At 70.8% G+C, this 16773-nt stretch carries 20 protein-coding genes; 6 read left to right on the forward strand and 14 right to left on the reverse strand.

The window, feature by feature from the left end; translation table 11 throughout:
* Nucleotides 1-9 precede the first annotated feature (9 nt).
* The gene (locus HD594_RS13465; RefSeq protein WP_184751436.1) at nt 10-888 is read right to left on the reverse strand and encodes an LLM class flavin-dependent oxidoreductase; all 879 of its coding nucleotides are present in this window, start codon (nt 886-888) and stop codon (nt 10-12) included.
* Nucleotides 889-1087: 199 nt separating this feature from the next.
* On the opposite strand from HD594_RS13465, the gene HD594_RS17725 reads away from it, so the two are divergent.
* A complete protein-coding gene (locus tag HD594_RS17725; protein WP_184751437.1) occupies nt 1088-3001 on the forward strand; it encodes a copper chaperone PCu(A)C domain-containing protein in 1914 nt (637 codons plus the stop codon).
* A gap of 43 nt (nt 3002-3044) precedes the next feature.
* Here the strand turns inward: HD594_RS17725 and HD594_RS13475 are convergent, their stop codons facing one another.
* Nucleotides 3045-3716, reverse strand: coding sequence for an alpha/beta fold hydrolase (locus tag HD594_RS13475; protein ID WP_184751438.1), 672 nt, complete (start codon nt 3714-3716; stop codon nt 3045-3047).
* 217 nt (nt 3717-3933) lie between these two features.
* On the opposite strand from HD594_RS13475, the gene HD594_RS13480 reads away from it, so the two are divergent.
* A complete protein-coding gene (locus HD594_RS13480; protein WP_184751439.1) occupies nt 3934-4395 on the forward strand; it encodes a hypothetical protein in 462 nt (153 codons plus the stop codon).
* A gap of 33 nt (nt 4396-4428) precedes the next feature.
* Here the strand turns inward: HD594_RS13480 and HD594_RS13485 are convergent, their stop codons facing one another.
* From HD594_RS13485 to HD594_RS13515, 7 genes are all read right to left on the reverse strand, one after another.
* Nucleotides 4429-4788, reverse strand: a complete 360-nt coding sequence (locus tag HD594_RS13485; RefSeq protein ID WP_184751440.1) for a hypothetical protein — start codon at nt 4786-4788, stop codon at nt 4429-4431.
* 103 nt (nt 4789-4891) lie between these two features.
* On the reverse strand, nt 4892-5212 hold the full coding sequence (locus HD594_RS13490; protein WP_184751441.1) for a HigA family addiction module antitoxin: 321 nt from the start codon (nt 5210-5212) through the stop codon (nt 4892-4894).
* Nucleotides 5187-5468, reverse strand: coding sequence for a type II toxin-antitoxin system RelE/ParE family toxin (locus HD594_RS13495; RefSeq protein ID WP_184751442.1), 282 nt, complete (start codon nt 5466-5468; stop codon nt 5187-5189). The genes HD594_RS13490 and HD594_RS13495 overlap by 26 nt, the downstream gene beginning before the upstream one ends.
* A 68-nt stretch (nt 5469-5536) precedes the next feature.
* Nucleotides 5537-5788 carry a hypothetical protein gene (locus HD594_RS13500; protein ID WP_184751443.1) on the reverse strand — a complete coding sequence of 84 codons (252 nt, stop codon included), beginning with the start codon at nt 5786-5788 and terminating at the stop codon, nt 5537-5539.
* A 49-nt stretch (nt 5789-5837) separates the two neighbouring features.
* On the reverse strand, nt 5838-6932 hold the full coding sequence (gene ychF, locus HD594_RS13505; protein WP_184751444.1) for a redox-regulated ATPase YchF: 1095 nt from the start codon (nt 6930-6932) through the stop codon (nt 5838-5840).
* 48 nt (nt 6933-6980) lie between these two features.
* A complete protein-coding gene (locus HD594_RS13510; protein WP_184751445.1) occupies nt 6981-7592 on the reverse strand; it encodes a dihydrofolate reductase family protein in 612 nt (203 codons plus the stop codon).
* Nucleotides 7593-7598: 6 nt separating this feature from the next.
* Nucleotides 7599-8348, reverse strand: coding sequence for a class I SAM-dependent methyltransferase (locus HD594_RS13515; RefSeq protein ID WP_184751446.1), 750 nt, complete (start codon nt 8346-8348; stop codon nt 7599-7601).
* Between the two features lie 109 nt (nt 8349-8457).
* Here HD594_RS13515 and HD594_RS13520 point away from each other — a divergent pair, with 109 nt between their 5' ends.
* The gene (locus HD594_RS13520) at nt 8458-9066 is read left to right on the forward strand and encodes an exonuclease domain-containing protein (protein ID WP_184751447.1); all 609 of its coding nucleotides are present in this window, start codon (nt 8458-8460) and stop codon (nt 9064-9066) included.
* Nucleotides 9067-9134: 68 nt separating this feature from the next.
* A complete protein-coding gene (locus HD594_RS13525; protein ID WP_184751448.1) occupies nt 9135-10439 on the forward strand; it encodes a DNA recombination protein RmuC in 1305 nt (434 codons plus the stop codon).
* A 29-nt stretch (nt 10440-10468) separates the two neighbouring features.
* Here HD594_RS13525 and HD594_RS13530 read toward each other — a convergent pair whose 3' ends face one another.
* Together HD594_RS13530 and glpX are read right to left on the reverse strand one after the other, a co-directional pair.
* Complete coding sequence (locus tag HD594_RS13530) at nt 10469-10675, reverse strand: UDP-N-acetylmuramyl pentapeptide phosphotransferase (protein ID WP_184751449.1); 207 nt, start codon at nt 10673-10675, stop codon at nt 10469-10471.
* 228 nt (nt 10676-10903) lie between these two features.
* The gene (gene glpX, locus HD594_RS13535) at nt 10904-11893 is read right to left on the reverse strand and encodes a class II fructose-bisphosphatase (protein ID WP_184751450.1); all 990 of its coding nucleotides are present in this window, start codon (nt 11891-11893) and stop codon (nt 10904-10906) included.
* A gap of 191 nt (nt 11894-12084) precedes the next feature.
* Here glpX and fbaA point away from each other — a divergent pair, with 191 nt between their 5' ends.
* On the forward strand, nt 12085-13116 hold the full coding sequence (fbaA, locus tag HD594_RS13540) for a class II fructose-bisphosphate aldolase (RefSeq protein ID WP_184751451.1): 1032 nt from the start codon (nt 12085-12087) through the stop codon (nt 13114-13116).
* Between the two features lie 78 nt (nt 13117-13194).
* On the opposite strand, the gene HD594_RS13545 is transcribed toward fbaA, so the two are convergent.
* Genes HD594_RS13545 through HD594_RS13555 form a run of 3 tightly spaced genes read right to left on the reverse strand, consistent with a single transcriptional unit; the run spans nt 13195 to nt 15363 of the window.
* Nucleotides 13195-13755, reverse strand: coding sequence for an MOSC domain-containing protein (locus tag HD594_RS13545; RefSeq protein ID WP_184751452.1), 561 nt, complete (start codon nt 13753-13755; stop codon nt 13195-13197).
* A gap of 13 nt (nt 13756-13768) precedes the next feature.
* Entirely contained in the window at nt 13769-14329 is a 561-nt protein-coding gene (locus HD594_RS13550) for a DUF6264 family protein (RefSeq protein WP_184751453.1), read from the reverse strand.
* Nucleotides 14326-15363 (reverse strand): 4-hydroxy-3-methylbut-2-enyl diphosphate reductase, encoded by a 1038-nt coding sequence (locus HD594_RS13555; RefSeq protein WP_184752875.1) that lies wholly within the window; start codon nt 15361-15363, stop codon nt 14326-14328. Before HD594_RS13555 ends, HD594_RS13550 begins: the two co-directional genes overlap by 4 nt.
* A gap of 100 nt (nt 15364-15463) precedes the next feature.
* Here HD594_RS13555 and xseA point away from each other — a divergent pair, with 100 nt between their 5' ends.
* On the forward strand, nt 15464-16768 hold the full coding sequence (xseA, locus tag HD594_RS13560; RefSeq protein ID WP_184751454.1) for an exodeoxyribonuclease VII large subunit: 1305 nt from the start codon (nt 15464-15466) through the stop codon (nt 16766-16768).
* Nucleotides 16769-16773 lie beyond the last annotated feature (5 nt).

Raw genomic sequence — 16773 nt, forward strand, 5'->3', positions numbered from 1 at the left:
GCGCGACGATCAGGTTCCGGCGATGATCTCGGCGACCTCGCCCGCACCGCCCATGAAGCCCGCGAGGTCCGTCTCCTCCTCGCGCGGCTGCAGGATGACCGACGTGGCGCCGGCCGCGAAGAACGGCTCGATCGCCGCGGCGACGCCCGCCGCGTCACCGGCGACCAGCAGAGTCGGGTCGACGGCACCCAGCATCCGTTCCAGGTCTCCTGCGAGCCGAGCGCGCGCGTCGTCGCCGCCGAACGCCGTCGCGACGAAGACGGTGAGCTCATGCGCGCCGTCGCGCCCGGCATCCGCCCTGCCTTCGAGGGCGAGGGCGAGGGTGCGCGCGACGCGTTCGGGGCTGCTGGTCGCGGGCAGCACGGTCCCGTCGCCGACCTGCCCCGTCAGCCGTACGGTCTTGGGCCCCTCACCGGCCACGACCACGGGAGGCGCGGTCACCGGCGGCCAGTCGAGCCGCACGCGGTCGAGCGTGACGTAGCGGCCGCTCGTGCTGACCTCCTCACCGGCCAGCAGCGACCGGAGGGCGGGAACGTACTCGCGCATGAGCGTGAGCGGCGACGCCGCGCGCGCCCCGACCTGCGCCATCCACGGCAGGACGCCGTGACCCACGCCCGGAATGAGCCGCCCGGGGAACAGCCGCTCGATCGTGGCGATCTCCATCGCCGTGAGGGCGACGTTGCGCAGCGGCATCGGCGCGACCCCGATGCCCACGCGCAGCCGCGCGGTCCAGGCCAGGACGGCGGATGCGGCCGCGAACGCCGACTCGCGGAAGCAGTCCTCCCACAGCCACAGCTCGGGAACCCCGGACTCGTCGGCCGCCTGCGCGGCATCGCGAAGCGCCTCGGGCGGCGAGAAGGGCGTGAAGATGGCACCGATGCGTCGCATGCGACCACTCTGACACGGGCGGCGGACGCGCTCGGGATCTGCGGCCTGCGTGCCGTCAGGCCCTGCGCCGTGCCCTTCTGCCGGAGCCGCCTGCGCGCGTTCGCACCCGTTGACCTCGCACACGGCCGAGAGGACAATGGCGGCACACGGGCGCATCGGGGGGCCGGAGTGCGCTCGGCTGGGGAACCGAGGAGCCGACATGGCCTATCGACGTGGGCGATTCTTCGCCCTTGCCGCCACTCTCTCGCTTGCCGCGCTCGTCGCGACGGCCGCGACCGCATCGCCCGCGATCGCCGCGCCGCCCGGGGACAAGGGCAAGCCGACCGCGACCGCGGCCGACTCCGTCACGGTCTCGGGCGCCTCGATCGAGGCCGCGGGCTCGGACTACGCCGTGATCGGCGACCTCTCGAACTCGTCCAAGAGCGCCGTCACGATCTCGTCGGCGTCCGCCGACGCAGGAACGGCCGAGCTCCACGACGGCACGGGAGTGGTCGCCGAGCTCACGGTCCCGCGCCGCAGCACCCTCACCCTCGCGGTCGACGGCGAACACATCCGGCTCTCCAACCTCCCGGAGACACTGCCCGCCGACGTCACGATCACCCTGACGTTCTCCGACACCTCGACCCTCGAATTCACCGCCCCGATGCCGGCCACCCCGCCGCCGCCCCCACCGGCACCCGTGGCCGACTCCATCACCGTCTCCGCCGCCTCGATCGAGGCCGCCGGCTCGGACTACGCCGTGCTCGCAGACATCGAGAACTCCTCCGCCACGGCCGCCACGATCTCGTCGGCATCCGCCGACGCCGGGACCGCCGCACTGCACGACAGCACCGGCGCGGTCACCGAGCTCACCGTCGCCGGCGGCAGCACCCTCACCCTCGCGCCCGACGGCGAACACATCCGGCTCTCCAACCTCCCGGAGACACTGCCCGCCGACGTCACGATCACCCTGACGTTCTCCGACACCTCGACCCTCGAATTCACCGCCCCGATGCCGGCCACCCCGCCGCCGCCCCCACCGGCACCCGTGGCCGACTCCATCACCGTCACGAGCGCCTCGATCGAGGCCGCCGGCTCGGACTACGCCGTGCTCGCAGACATCGAGAACTCCTCCGCCACGGCCGCCACGATCTCGTCGGCATCCGCCGACGCCGGGACCGCCGCACTGCACGACAGCACCGGCGCGGTCACCGAGCTCACCGTCGCCGGCGGCAGCACCCTCACCCTCACGGTCGACGGCGAACACATCAGGCTCTCCAACCTCCCCGAGACACTGCCCGCCGACGTCACGATCACCCTGACGTTCTCCGACACCTCGACCCTCGAATTCACCGCCCCGATGCCGGCCACCCCGCCGCCGCCCCCACCGGCGCCGTCCGTGTCCGTGATGGCCGCCGTCGGCGACTCGATCACCGTGGCCTACGACGCGGCCGGATACGGCTCGTACCCGCAGTACAGCTGGGCGACGGGCTCCTCGACCACCGTCGACTCCCACCTCCTGCGACTGCAGGACACGCTGCAGTCGAGCGTGACGGCGACGAACCTCGCCGTCGTCGGGGCGTCGTCCGCCGATCTGGCGTCGCAGATCACCTCAGCCGTGAGCGCGCGTGCCGACTACCTGACCATCGAGATCGGCGCCAACGACGCGTGCACGAGCACCGTCGCCGAGATGACGTCGGTCGCCGACTACGACCAGCGCATCCGGGCCGCGCTGCAGACCTTCCACACCGCTCGCCCCGACGCTGAGATCTTCGTCGCCAGCATCCCGAACCTCTACCAGATGTGGAATGTGTCCAAGGGCAAGTTCGCGGCACGATTCACCTGGAGCATCGCCGGGATCTGCCAGTCGATGCTCGCGAACCCGACGAGCACCAGCCAAGCCGATGAGGACCGCCGGCTGAGCGTGCAGCAGCGCGTCGACGACTACAACGCCGCCCTCGCGGCGGCGTGCACGGCGACGGTGAACTGCACGTTCGACGGCTACGAGGTCGCGGACTACGTCTTCAGCTCGAAGGACGTGTCGACCTCCGACTACTTCCACCCGAGCGTCGAGGGCCAGCGGGTGCTCGCGGAGATCACGTGGCCGCTCTCGCCGTTCGCGAGCGGCGGATGATCCGAGTCCCCGCGCGCCTTCGCGGAATCGGGGGAACGCCGGATCAGTCCCAGTCGAGGTAGTCCTCGATCGGCCACGCCGTCTCGCCGATGTGCGTCGCCGGGAACAGGTGGCCGCCGCCGGCGATGCCGACGACGCTCACGCGGTCCGGAGCCGAAGCCTGCAGCGCCTCGCCGTTCGCGGGCGGTGTGATCGTGTCGTCGTTGCCCTGCACGACGAGCACCGGGACGCCCGCGGCCAGGCCCGCCCACTCCTCGACGGGCGTCGCCTCGCGCGCGGCGAGCTGCATCGCCTCGACGCCGGCGTCGCGGGCGTTCGGCGGCAGCTCCGACAGGTCGGACTCGTGCGTGTCGGCGGCCTCGACGCCGAGCAGCAGCACGCCGCTGGCGCGTCCGGCGTGGTCGAGCGACACCGTGCGCGCGATCGCGCCGCCGAACGCGTGCCCGCCCACCCAGGCGCCTGCGAGCCCGAGATGGTCCATGACGTCCACGACGTCCTGCGCGAGGTCGTGCATCGTCAGGTCGCCCTCGGTCGCGCCGTGCCGAGACCCGATGCGGACGATGCGGAAGTCCTCCTCGGCGAGCGCGCCGGCGAGCGGTCCCAGGTACCGGACGTTCAGCCCCATGCCGGGCACGAGCACGATCGCGGGACCGCTCCCCTCGTCGACGTAGGGGATGGCACGGCCGTCGGGCTCGAAGGTGGTGATGTCGGTCATCGCGGTGCGCTTCCTTCGCATAGGGGGATGTCCGCGTGCGGGCGATTCATCTCGCCGCGCTCGCTCAGCGATCGGGGGGACCGGGAGAACGCGCTCCGCTCGCTCCGCGTCCGAGCGGACAGCGGGAGCCGGAGCGGCCTCGGATCCTCGAGGAATTCTATCCCGCGCGTGCCCGCCCTCCTGTGGCCCGCGCCCGGGACTGGTACCGTCGGCCGGCATGAGGCGCCGCGGTTTCCTTCTCGCTCCGGCCGTCGCTGTGATGCTGGGCCTGATGACGTCGTGCACCGGCACCGCGACCGTCGACCAGAGCGCTCCGCCCGCGGAGTCGAGCAGCCCGGATGCAGCCTGCGACGTATCGGACGTCGACCCGCAGCAGCAGTACCCCGACGTCCTCGCGGCCGAACTCGCGCCCGGCAGCGACGGGTTCACCGTCTCGGTGACGATCTGCTCGCCGTACGACACACCCGAGCGCTATGCCGACGGGTGGCGCGTGCTGACGCCCGACGGCGAGGTGCTCGCCGAGCATCAGCTCACCCACGACCACGCGAGCGAGCAGCCCTTCACGCGCACCAGCAGCCCCTTCTCGATCCCCGACGACATCGACCAGGTCACGGTCGAGGCACGCGACCAGGCGAACGGCTACGGCGGCGAGACCGTGACGATCGACGTGCCGCGGTGAGTCGCTCCCTCCCGTCGTGATCGGGCGGGCGGATCAGTCCCCGTACGGCGAGGGCACGACCTCGACCTGCTCTCCCGTGCCCGCGTCGATCACCGTCCGCGATCCGAGCGGCTCGCTCAGCTCGATCTCGAGCGCCTTGAGGCAGTCCGCGCCATCGTACGGATTCGTGCGGCGGGCGTCGATCGTGACCGCGGCGTCGGTCTGGGTCACGTCGTCCTCGAACTCGGCACCGCACGTCGGCTCCTCGAAATAGACCCAGAGCTGCGTGCCGGAGTCGACGCCGACGACCCGAGTGATGGTCAGCTGCCCTGGACCCCCGAGAAGCTGATAGCACCCCGAGAGCAGAAGGACCACGACCGCCGGCCCCGCGAGGGCAGTTGCGCTCCGGGTCACGGCCATCACCCCCTCGACTCGCCCGCTATCAGCCGGTCCGCTCGGCGCTCGGCATCGCACCGGGTCGGTGCGTCGCCTTGACGGAGTGCGACCGACCCATCGTTCACGCGACCTTCAGCGGTGTGATCGCAGCGACCTTGTCGCGCAGCGCGCGACGCTCCATCCGCAGCTCGTAGTGCGACTGGAGGTTCATCCAGAACTCCTCGGACGTGCCGAAATACCGCGCCAGACGGATCGCCGTGTCGGCGGTGATCCCCCGCTTGCCATGCACGATCTCATTGATGCGCCGCGGCGGGACGCCGATCGACACGGCGAGCTTGTTCTGCGTGATCCCGAAGCCCTCGAGGAAGTCCTCCTTCAGGACCTCCCCCGGATGAATCGGCTCGATCAGGTCACTCTCAGTGATCGTCGACGAGTTCGACATCTTCCGCACCTCCATCTCTCCAGACGAAGCAGATGCGCCATTGCGCGTTCACTCGGATACTGTGCTGACCGCGACGGTCCCCCACCAGCTGCTCGAGCCGATTGCCCGGTGGGATCCGGAGATCTTCGACATCCTTCGCCGCGTGAACGAGTTCCAGCTTGCGCAGCGTCGCCCGCTGCACCACACGGTCGACGCGCTTGACGTACTGCTCGTGCCAGATGCGCTCGGTGTCCTTGTTCCCGAACGATCTGATCACACGACCAGAATATAACGCCGTGCGTCAATAACGCTACACGTTAAACCGAAACTCGACGACGTGAAGATTCAACGCCCGATCCATCCCATCGAGCCTGCGACTACGACACCTACGCCCGCGACGGCAACCAGTATGCCGCTGACGCGGAAGAACGTTGTCACGATACGCGAGGTGGAGAATCGGGTGTACATGCGCCAGGTGGGACGGAATCGGGCCATGTCCGTGCGGTAGGTCTCCTCGAGGTAGTTCGCCTTCCATGCGAACACGGTGCCGAAGCCAATCGCGAAGACTCCCCATACGACCGCGATCACCTGACTCACCGTCAACCGCCCCGGCCCAACGAGCAACACTCTCCCGGTTCGCGCACGATCACTTCTTCCCGCTCCCAGATGTTCCTCCGTGACGGAACTCCACCACGTCGCCGTCCTGCATGACGTAGTCCTTGCCCTCCAGGCGCGCCTTGCCCTTCGCACGAGCCTCGACGACCGAACCCGTCTCGACCAGGTCGTCGAACGAGATGACCTCGGCCTTGATGAAGCCCTTCTCGAAGTCGGTGTGGATGACGCCGGCCGCCTGCGGGGCCTTCCAGCCCTTGCCGATCGTCCAGGCGCGGGCCTCCTTGGGGCCGGCCGTCAGGTACGTCTGCAGCCCGAGCGTGTCGAAGCCGATGCGGGCCAGCTGGTCCAGACCCGACTCCTCCTGGCCCGTCGACGCCAGCAGCTCGGCGGCGTCCTCGGGGTCGAGGTCGATGAGCTCGGACTCGATCTTCGCGTCGAGGAAGATCGCCTTCGCCGGGGCGACGAGCGCCTCGAGCTCGCCCTTGCGCGCCGCATCCGTCAGCACGCCCTCGTCGACGTTGAAGACGAAGATGAAGGGCTTGGCGGTGAGCAGACCCAGCTCCTTGATCGGAGCGAGGTCGATGCCGGATGCCGACAGCAGCACGCCGCGCTCGAGCGCGTCCTTGGCGGCCACCGCAGCGGCGAGGACGGACGGGTCGAGCTTCTTGCCCTTGACTTCCTTCTCGTAGCGCGTGATCGCCTTCTCGAGCGTCTCGAGGTCGGCCAGCTGCAGCTCGGCGTTGATCGTCTCCATGTCGCCGGCGGGGTTGATGGCGCCGTCGACGTGCACGACGTCGTCATCGGCGAAGCCGCGGACCACCTGCGCGATCGCGTCGGCCTCGCGGATGTTCGCGAGGAACTTGTTGCCGAGCCCCTCGCCTTCGCTCGCGCCGCGCACGATGCCGGCGATGTCGACGAACGACACCGCGGCGGGCAGGATCCGCTCGCTGTGGAAGATCTCGGCGAGCGTCGCCAGGCGCGGATCGGGCAGGTTGACCACGCCGATGTTCGGCTCGATCGTCGCGAACGGGTAGTTCGCGGCGAGAACCTGGTTCTTGGTCAGGGCGTTGAAGAGGGTCGACTTGCCGACGTTCGGGAGTCCGACGATTCCGATGGTGAGAGCCACGGGCACCCAGTCTACGTCGCGGGATGCCGCTCCCCCGTCGCTCTCTTCTCAGTCGGGGTCGACCCGCCAGCGCATCAGGACGTTGCCCGACTCCTCCCAGGCGTGGGTCCCGAGGAGCTTGAGCGCAACGGGCGGCCTGTCGTCGAACAGGCCCACGCCGCCGCCGGCGATGAGCGGGAAGGTCACGAGGTGCAGCTCATCGACGAGCCCCGCGCGCATGAGGTCGTTCCACAGCACGCGCCCGAGCAGGATCAGGATGCCGCGGCCGTCTGCGGCCTTCAGACGCCGAACCTCTTCGCGCGCGTCGGCGACCCCCACGATCCGCGTGTTCGGGTACGGAGCGATGTCGGCTTCGGTGACGGCGTCCGACACGACGATCTTCTCGATGCCGGCGAACAGCCTCGCGAACTCCCGGCGGATGTCGGTCGCATCGGCGCTGTCGCGGACGCTCGCCCAGTACGAGAGGTTCGCCAGCGCCGAACGCCGTCCCGACAGCAGCAGCACGTCCGATGCCGCCACGAGCGACGCCGTGTAGTGGTCGAAGGAGTCGGCACCGGCATAGTCCGGATGCTGATGCTCGAAGAACGAGGCGATGTCGTGGTCGTCATCCTCGTACCGTCCGTCGACGGTGACGAAGTTGCAGACGGTGAGGGTGCGCATGCGACGTCACGGCCGCGCGGCGCGGTACGCGTGCGTGACGTAGGGCAGTTCGACGGCGTCGTCGCCGACGGCGCCGATCTGATCGAACAGCGCCGCGAGGCCCTCCTCGACCCGCGCCCGCTCGTCGTCGGGGGCGGTGATCAGGGTGCTGCGCGACCGCGCGAGGGCGAACAGGTCGTCGCGACGCATCGGGCGGCGCCATGTCCACCGCGCGTGCTCGACGGAGGTGAACGGAGCCGCGACCGGCGGATCGCCCGCGGCCAGCATCCGCTCGGCGCTGCTGGGCGTCATGACCTCGCCGAGCCGCCGCACCCACGGCTCACGCTCGTCGCGGATGTTCCACACCAGTCCGAGCACGCCGCGGCTGCGCAGCACGCGACCGGCCTCGGCGGATGCCGCGACGGGCTCCGCCCAGTGCCACGCCTGGCCGTAGAGCAGCGCGTCGAGGGAGGCATCGGGCAGCGGCAGCGACTCCGCCGAGCCCGCGAACGTCGGAACGCCGTGCACCTGCTCGCGCAGCTGCGCGAGCATCGCCGGGTCGGGGTCCACCGCGACCACCTGCGCCCCGAACTCCACCGCCGCGCGCGTGAGCTTGCCGGTGCCGGCGCCGGCGTCGGCGACCCGCAGAACACGGCCCTCGCTCCGCACCGGCTCGAGGAGCCACGCCACCGCTTCGGACGGGTACTCGGGGCGTCCGGACTCGTACACGTCGGCGACCGCTCCGAACGATCTCGACAGCTCTTCTCGACCGGCCATGCACCGAGCCTAGGCGGGATCGGCGCCGTCGGCGCGGCTCCCGCGGCGGGATCGGCGGCTCCCGGCGCGCCTGCCCGGCACGTGCGACCAGGCGGGCGAGGGTGGGAGCGTGCCACTGGACTTCACCGCGATCGACTTCGAGACGGCGAACTCCAGCAACGCGTCGGCGTGCGCCGTCGGCCTGGTCCGCGTCCGCGCGGGGCGCGTCGTGGCGCAGACCGGATGGCTCATCCGCCCGCCCGCGGGGTACGACCGGTTCTTCGAGCTCAACACGCGCATCCACGGCATCCGCGAGGAGGACGTCGCGGACGCCAAGACCTGGAGCGAGCAGCTGGGCGACCTCACCGCGTTCGCGGGCGCCGACGTCCTCGTCGCCCACAACGCCGGCTTCGACATGGCGGTTCTCCAGCGCGCGTCCGAGGCCTGCGCCGACGTCGTGCCGCCCTATCGCTACGCGTGCAGCCTGCAGGCCGCGCGCAAGGTGTACGACCTGGCCTCGTACCGCCTGCCGTTCGTCGCCGCCGAGGCCGGGTTCGCCGAGTTCGCCCACCACAACGCCGTCGCAGACGCGCTCGCGTGCGCGCACGTGATGATCGACATCGCCGGCCGGCTCGGCGTCGACGACGTCGACGATCTCGCCGCCGCGGCGCGCATCCGCGTGTCGCGGATCGCGGTGGCCGCCGCGCCCGAGACGTCGTTCCCCGCCGCCGTCGCCTGATCCGACCGCACCGGGGCGCACCGGAAGGTCGACGTCGCGATGTCGGAGGCCTGCGGCACACTGACGGCATGGACGCACTCGCAGTCGCAGGCCTGGTCATCGGCAGCCTTCTCGTCGGCGCGCTCGCGGGCTGGGCGATCGGGCTCGCCCGGGGGGCGGCGCGAGCGGCCCGCGGCGAAGCCGACCTGCGCGCGCAGCTGGCCGCCGGCGACGCCGCGCGCCAGGGCGTGCAGGCGCAGCTCGATCACCAGCAGCTGCTGTACCGCGAGCTGGCGTCGCAGACGCGGGCCGAGCAGGCCGTCCGCGACGAGCGGGAACGCCGCGAGCAGGCGGTGCTGCGGGCGCTGTCGCCCGTGCAGCAGTCCCTCGAACTGATGCAGACCAAGGTCGACCGGCTCGAGCGCGACCGCACGGAGCAGTTCGGGTCGCTTGCCGAGCAGCTGCGCCGCGCCCACGAGAGCGACGAGGCGCTGCGCGCGACCACCGAGTCGCTCGCAGGCGCGCTGCGGTCGGGCACGACCCGCGGGGTGTGGGGCGAGACGCAGCTGCGCCGGGTCGTCGAAGCGGCCGGCCTCACCCGGTATGTCGACTTCGACCTGCAGTCCTCGATCACGACGGATGCCGGCACCGGCCGGCCCGACATGGTCATCCGGCTCCCCGGCGAGAAGGCGATCGCCGTCGACGCGAAGGTGCCGCTCGATGCCTACATCGAGGCCAGCGCCATCCCGCCGAGCGCATCGGGGGCCGAAGCCGACCGCCGCCGCACCCTCCTCGAGAAGCACGTGCGCGCCGTGCGCGCCCATGTGGACGCGCTGGCGAAGAAGACCTACTGGAGCGGCATCGGCTCCAGCCCCGAGTTCGTCATCTGCTTCGTCCCGAGCGAATCCCTGCTGGCCGCGGCGCTCGAAGAGGACCCGGCGCTGCTCGACCACGCGTTCGGCAAGCGCGTCGCGCTCGCCTCACCCGTGAACCTGTGGGCGGTGCTGAAGACCATCGCGTACACGTGGACGCAGCAGGACGTGACGGAAGAGGCCCGCACGCTCTTCGACCTCGGCAACCAGCTCTACGAGCGGCTCGGCTCGCTCGCCGGTCACGCCGACGACCTGCGCCGGGCCATCGAGCGGACCGTCGACAGCTACAACAGGTTCGTGGGCTCGCTCGAATCGCGCGTGCTCGTCACAGCGCGCAAGTTCCCGGGCGTCGACGACACCAAGCTCGACGCCGTCGCGGCCCCCGATGCCATCGAGAACGCTCCGCGACGCCTCACGGCTCCCGAACTGCTCGAGAGCGAGGCGGAGGGGGCGGACGCCGGCCCCGTCGTGGCACGAGCGGACGTCGACGACATCCGGGCGCGCATCGACGCCGATCGCTGAGGGCGGCCGACGGGGCGGAAGGCGTCGGTTCAGGCGCCGCCGGGCACGAAGCTCAGCAGCAGGATCACGGCGGCGGACACGCCGACGAACGCGCCGACCATCCACCAGGCGTTGAGCTCGTGGCCCTCGTCGCGTCGCTTGCGCAGCAGGACGTCCGGACGGCGCGCGGGGTCGCCTGCGTCGGCGACGACGGCGATCGCGCCGGTCTGCGGTGCGGTTCCGCTCTGTGCGGACATCACGAACCCCCTGGGTATCTACGGACGGCAAGCATCACCATTGACACCGCTCCCGATTGTGCCAGAGATGCCTGAGAGGTACGTCACGACGCGGTCACGATCGCGACATTCGCAACCGATCCCGGGTGCCGCGTCGCCGGCTTCGCGCCGAGTGGGAGCCGACCTTGCGGGAACAGCGAAGGGGAGGGAACGCCTGCGGCGCCCCCTCCCCCGAGTCCGTTCAGACCGTCACAGCCACTTCGAGGTCAGGTGCTCCGACGTGATGCGGCGGAGGGTGCCCGAGGCGCTGCGCAGCACGACGCTCTCGGTGTAGACGTAGCCACCCTCGCGACGCACGCCCGCGACCAGCTCGCCGTTGGTGACGCCGGTCGCGACGAAGATCGTGTTCTTGCTCTTGACCATCTCGTCGGCCTCGTACACGTAGCCGTCCATGTTCAGGCCCGCGTCCTTGCCCTTCTGCAGCTCGTCATCGTCGCGCGGCCACAGGCGACCCTGGATGTGGCCGCCGAGCGCCTGGATCGCGCACGTGGTCACGATGCCCTCGGGGCTGCCGCCGATGCCGACGCACATGTCGGTGCGGGCGTTGTGGCGAGCGGCGTTGATGCCGCCGGCGACGTCGCCGTCGCTCATGAGGCGCGTTCCGGCTCCCGCCTCGCGGATGTCGTGGATGAGCTGCTCGTGACGCGGGCGGTTCAGCACCGACACCACGATCTCGTCGACCGGCTTGCCGAGCGCCTTCGCGAGCAGCCGGATGTTCTCGCCGATCGGCAGGCGGATGTCGACGACGCCGACGCCGGCGGGCCCGGTCACCAGCTTGTCCATGTAGAAGACGCTCGACGCGTCGAGCATCGTGCCGGCATCCGAGATGGCGATCACCGAGAGCGCGTTGTTGCGGCCCTCGGCCGTGAGGGACGTCCCGTCGATGGGGTCGACGGCCACGTCCGCCTTCGGACCGCGGCCGTTGCCGACGCGCTCGCCGTTGAAGAGCATCGGCGCTTCGTCCTTCTCGCCCTCGCCGATCACGATCGTGCCGTCGAAGTTGACCGTCGTGAAGAAGGCGCGCATCGCGTCGACGGCGGCACCGTCGGCGGCCTCTTTCGCCCCCCGTCCGATGAACGGAACGGCGCGGATCGCGGCGGCCTCGGTGGCGCGAACCAGCTCCAGTGCGAGGTTTCTATCGGGGTGCAGCGGGCTCATGTCCGCGGTCAGACTAACCATGGCGTCAGCCTATCCAGGATGCCCCCTCCGCCGCCGTGCATGTCATGCTCGCGCCGCGAAGGATTCGCGATTCTTATCCCGGTGTCATGCGAGTCGCGGCTGCCGCGGCGTCCGGGACCGAAGTCCCGTTCGAGACACCGGGCGCCTTCGCTAGAGTGAGCCTGCAGAACCGCTACGACCAAGGAGCAACCATGCCCGTCGCCACCCCTGATCAGTACGCAGACATGCTCGATCGCGCGAAGGCCGGCGGATTCGCCTACCCCGCGATCAACGTCTCGAGCTCGCAGACCATCCACGCCGTTCTCCAGGGCCTGACCGAGGCGGGCTCGGACGGCATCATCCAGGTCACCACCGGCGGCGCCGACTACTTCGCCGGCCAGTCGGTGAAGGCGCGCGCGACCGGCGCGCTGGCCTTCGCCAAGTTCGCGACCGAGGTCGCCAAGAACTACCCCATCACGGTCGCGCTCCACACCGACCACTGCCCCAAGCCCGCGCTCGAGGACTTCGTCCTGCCGCTGCTGGCCGCCAGCGAGGAGCAGGTGAAGGCCGGCGGCGAGCCGATCTTCCAGTCGCACATGTGGGACGGCTCGGCCGTGCCGCTCGACGAGAACATCGCCATCGCCGGTGACCTCCTCCCCCGCATGAAGAACATCAACGCGATCCTCGAGATCGAGGTCGGCGTCGTCGGCGGCGAGGAGGACGGCGTCAAGCACGAGGGCTCGAACGAGGCTCTCTACACCACCGTCGGCGACGTGACCAAGGCCGTCGAGGCCCTCGGCCTCGGCGAGAACGGCCGCTACATCTCGGCGCTCACGTTCGGCAACGTGCACGGCGTGTACAAGCCCGGCAACGTGAAGCTGCGCCCCGAGCTCCTCGGCGAGATCCAGGAGGGCATCGCCGCGAAGTTCGGCACCGGCGCCAAGCCCCTCGACCTCGTCTTCCACGGCGGCTCCGGCTCGACCGAGGAGGAGATCGCCCTCGCGGTCGCCAACGGCGTCGTGAAGATGAACATCGACACCGACACGCAGTACGCGTTCACCCGCTCGATCGCCGGCTACATGTTCTCGAACTACGACGGCGTCCTGAAGGTGGACGGCGAGGTCGGCAACAAGAAGCTGTACGACCCGCGCGCATGGGGCAAGGTCGCCGAGAAGGCGATGGCCGCGCGCGTCGTCGAGGCGACCCAGCAGCTCGGCTCGGCGGGCAAGAGCCTCGGCGTCTGACCGAACCGCCTCGAACGCCCCGGACCGCGCCTCGCGGGACGGGGCGTTCGCCGTCGGGGACCCGAGCGGCCGACGTGCTCACTCCGGGTCGACGTACCCGTCGAGCAGCCCCGGAGCATCCGGGTCGGTGCGCACCACGACCACCGGGTCGCCCGCCTGGATGCGCCCTCCCCGCACGACGCGCAGGTACGGCCCGAGCCGGCGCTCGGCCGAGAACCGCTTGACCCAGCCTCGCTGGTCGGGACCGCCCACCCAGCGCGCGAACGTCTGGCACGGCGTGCGGGGCACGGTGACCTCCACCTCGACGGTCTCGCCGATGCGCCACACGTCGCCGACACGCGACGCATTGACGTCGAAGCCCGCCACCCGCAGGTTCTCCCCGAAGAAACCCGGCGCAAGGTCGCGCCCGAGCTGCGCCCCCCAGAAGTCGGCATCCTCCTGGCCGTAGGCGTACAGGGCCTTGTCGAATCCGCCGTGGTGTTTGCGGTCGGCCTGCACGTCGGCGTACGCGCCGTACGGGCCCACCCGCACCGGACCGTCGACGGGGCCCTTGTCGATCGCGGTGACGCCGATGCTGCCGGCATCCGCATGGAGTTCGCGGACGACGCAGACGGCGAGCAGTGTTCCCGAGGCGGTCATGGCCCCGAGTCTGTCACCCCGCTGTCGCGATGAGCGCGTCCCACACGGTCGGGTCCGACATGATCGGCACGAGCATCAGCATGCCGGAGGCCATGTTGAACACGGCGCCGCCCACGAGCGGGATCCAGAAGCTGATGCGTCCGGCGCGAAGGCTGAACCACGACAGCACCGCGGTGAGGATCCAGCCCAGCGCCAGCACGACCGCGGCGCCGATCCCCCAGCCGGTGCCCGCGGACGGGTCGGCGAGCTCGGCGTCGACGCCGAGGATCTCCAGGAACGTCGCGGCGAACGCGCCGTAGTCCATCAGGGCCGTCACCGACGACAGCACCGTGATGAAGCCGTAGCCCAGCAGCGCCCACGTCAGCAGCCGGTCCCACAGCCGGCCGCGGCGCTGTCCGCCGGCGGCCTCGGCCACGGGCGCGGGGGACGGTGCGGATGCCGGCTCCGCCGCGACGTGCGGCACCGGGTCCATGAGGGCCGGGTCGGGCACGCGGATGCGCGCCCGCTGCTCCTCGGGCGTGGCGTACTCGCCGTACCGCGGGCGCGGCCGGTGGTCGTCCGCGGAATCGCTCACGCGTTCACCCGGCCGGCGGAGCGGCCGCCGCGACGCGCCTCGGCGTCCTGGCGGAGCTCCTTGGGCAGCGAGAACATCAGGTCCTCCTCGGCCGTGCGCACCTCTTCGACGTCGCGGAAGCCCGCGTGGGCGAGGTCCTCGAGCACCTGCTGGACGAGCACGTCCGGCACCGATGCCCCGCTGGTCACACCGACACTCGTGACGCCGTCGAGCCACGCCTGCTCGATCTCGTCGGCGTAGTCGACGCGGTAGGCGGCCTTCGCGCCGTACTCGAGCGCGACCTCGACCAGGCGCACGCTGTTGGACGAGTTCGCCGAGCCGACGACGATCACGAGATCGGCGTCCTTCGCGACCTTCTTGATCGCCACCTGCCGGTTCTGGGTGGCGTAGCAGATGTCGTCCGAGGGGGGATCCTGCAGCTCGGGGAACCGCTCGCGCAGGCGACGCACCGTCTCCATCGTCTCGTCCACCGACAGCGTGGTCTGCGACAGCCACACGACCTTGGACGGGTCCTTCACCTCGACCGTGGCGGCCTCCTCGGGCGAGTTCACGACCGTGACGTGGTCGGGCGCCTCGCCGGCCGTGCCCTCGACCTCCTCGTGCCCGTCGTGGCCGATCAGGAGGATCTCGAAGTCGTCGCGGGCGAAGCGGACGGCCTCGCGGTGCACCTTCGTCACGAGCGGGCACGTGGCGTCGATCGCCTGCAGCTGCCGATCGGATGCGGCGTTCACGACGGCGGGCGACACCCCGTGCGCGCTGAAGACCACGTGGGCGCCCTCGGGCACCTCATCGACCTCGTCGACGAAGATCGCGCCCTTGCCCTCGAGCTCGGTCACGACATGGATGTTGTGGACGATCTGCTTGCGCACGTACACGGGCGCGCCGAAGCGCTCGAGCGCCTTCTCCACGGCGATCACCGCCCGGTCGACGCCGGCGCAGTAGCCGCGGGGAGATGCCAGCAGCACCTTCTTGCGTCCGGGCACCGGGATATCCTGAAGGCGCTCGCGCCGCTTCGGGATTCGCGGCACGGGCATGCGGACGGCCGGGTTCGCTGGCGATGCACTCACGCTGACGATTCTACGTGCGAGGCGCGCACCCGGCCCGCCGACGAGAAGCGCACACCGCAGGAGGACGATGACCACCTTCGAGCCCGTCGCCGTCCCCGGCGAGGCGCCGCCGCCTGATTCGGTCGCGCCTCGCGCGTCCACCGCCGAGGCGCCCACCTCCGTCGCCCGGCTCAACGACACGATCCGCGGCTTCATCCAGGGGTGGGGCTCGGTCTGGGTCGAGGGCGAGATCACGTCGTGGAATGTGCGCGGCGGCAACGTCTTCGGGCGTCTGAAGGACCTCGTGACGGACTCGACGATCTCGTTCCGCATCTGGTCTTCGACGCGCAATCGCCTCCCCGCGGACCTGAAGGTCGGCGACCATGTCATCGCGTGCGTCAAGGCCGACTACTTCATCAAGACCGGCGACCTCACGTTCGCCGTCTCGGCCATGCGTCACGTCGGGCTCGGCGATCAGCTCGAACGGCTCGAGCGCCTGCGCGCCCAGCTGCGCGCCGAGGGGCTGTTCGATCCGGCCCGCAAGAAGCCCCTCCCCTTCCTGCCGCACCTGATCGGCCTCATCACCGGCGAGAAGTCGGATGCCGAGAAGGACGTGCACCGCAACGCCGAGCTGCGCTGGCCGCAGGTGCGGTTCCGCACCCGCTACGCAGCCGTTCAGGGCGACCGCTGCGTGCCCGAGACGATCGCCGCGCTGAAGGCGCTGGACGCCGACCCGGACGTCGACGTCATCGTCATCGCCCGCGGCGGCGGCGACCCCCAGACGCTGCTCGGGTTCAGCGACGAGCGGCTGCTCCGCGCCGTCGCGGCGGCGTCCACGCCGGTCGTGAGCGCCATCGGCCACGAGAACGACCATCCGCTGCTCGACGATGTCGCGGACGTGCGGGCGTCGACGCCGACGGATGCGGCCAAGCGCGTCGTCCCCGACGTCGCCGAGCAGCGGGCGCTCATCTCGCAGCTGCGCGCTCGTCTGACGATGCGCCTCACGCAGCGCATCACGCACGACATCGCGGGTCTCGAACAGCTGCGCTCGCGACCGGTGCTGCGCGACCCGTGGTCGATGCTCACGGCCCGCTCGCACGAGGTGCATCTGCTGACCGCTCGGGGACGGGACCGGGTCGGCCGCGACCTGGACTCCCGCGAACGGCGCACCGGCGAGCTGACCGCGGCCCTGCGCGCCCTTTCGCCCGCCTCGACGCTGGAGCGCGGGTATTCGATCACCCAGCGCGGCGACGGGGCGATCGTGCGGGACGCCGAGCAGGCTCCCGAGGGCGAGGAGCTGTTCGTCACGGTCGCGCGCGGCAGATTCTCGGCCCGGTCGGAGGGCGCGGTGGCCGATCCCCGCCCCGCGGGCGATGGTCCGCGCGCGGAATAGGATGG

This window comes from Microbacterium thalassium (assembly GCF_014208045.1).
Taxonomy (GTDB): Bacteria; Actinomycetota; Actinomycetes; order Actinomycetales; family Microbacteriaceae; genus Microbacterium; species Microbacterium thalassium.

What these genes read in the sequence shown, in the direction of transcription:
- HD594_RS13545 (WP_184751452.1), bottom strand. Translation starts at nt 13,755, where the DNA reads ATGACCGCCTCGGGAACACTGCTCGCCGTCTGCGTCGTCCGCGAACTC.
- HD594_RS13475 (WP_184751438.1), bottom strand. Translation starts at nt 3,716, where the DNA reads ATGACCGACATCACCACCTTCGAGCCCGACGGCCGTGCCATCCCCTAC.
- xseA (WP_184751454.1), top strand. Translation starts at nt 15,464, where the DNA reads ATGACCACCTTCGAGCCCGTCGCCGTCCCCGGCGAGGCGCCGCCGCCT.
- HD594_RS13515 (WP_184751446.1), bottom strand. Translation starts at nt 8,348, where the DNA reads ATGGCCGGTCGAGAAGAGCTGTCGAGATCGTTCGGAGCGGTCGCCGAC.
- glpX (WP_184751450.1), bottom strand. Translation starts at nt 11,893, where the DNA reads ATGGTTAGTCTGACCGCGGACATGAGCCCGCTGCACCCCGATAGAAAC.
- fbaA (WP_184751451.1), top strand. Translation starts at nt 12,085, where the DNA reads ATGCCCGTCGCCACCCCTGATCAGTACGCAGACATGCTCGATCGCGCG.
- HD594_RS13465 (WP_184751436.1), bottom strand. Translation starts at nt 888, where the DNA reads ATGCGACGCATCGGTGCCATCTTCACGCCCTTCTCGCCGCCCGAGGCG.
- HD594_RS17725 (WP_184751437.1), top strand. Translation starts at nt 1,088, where the DNA reads ATGGCCTATCGACGTGGGCGATTCTTCGCCCTTGCCGCCACTCTCTCG.
- HD594_RS13510 (WP_184751445.1), bottom strand. Translation starts at nt 7,592, where the DNA reads ATGCGCACCCTCACCGTCTGCAACTTCGTCACCGTCGACGGACGGTAC.
- HD594_RS13555 (WP_184752875.1), bottom strand. Translation starts at nt 15,363, where the DNA reads ATGCCCGTGCCGCGAATCCCGAAGCGGCGCGAGCGCCTTCAGGATATC.
- HD594_RS13525 (WP_184751448.1), top strand. Translation starts at nt 9,135, where the DNA reads ATGGACGCACTCGCAGTCGCAGGCCTGGTCATCGGCAGCCTTCTCGTC.
- HD594_RS13530 (WP_184751449.1), bottom strand. Translation starts at nt 10,675, where the DNA reads ATGTCCGCACAGAGCGGAACCGCACCGCAGACCGGCGCGATCGCCGTC.
- HD594_RS13490 (WP_184751441.1), bottom strand. Translation starts at nt 5,212, where the DNA reads ATGTCGAACTCGTCGACGATCACTGAGAGTGACCTGATCGAGCCGATT.
- HD594_RS13480 (WP_184751439.1), top strand. Translation starts at nt 3,934, where the DNA reads ATGAGGCGCCGCGGTTTCCTTCTCGCTCCGGCCGTCGCTGTGATGCTG.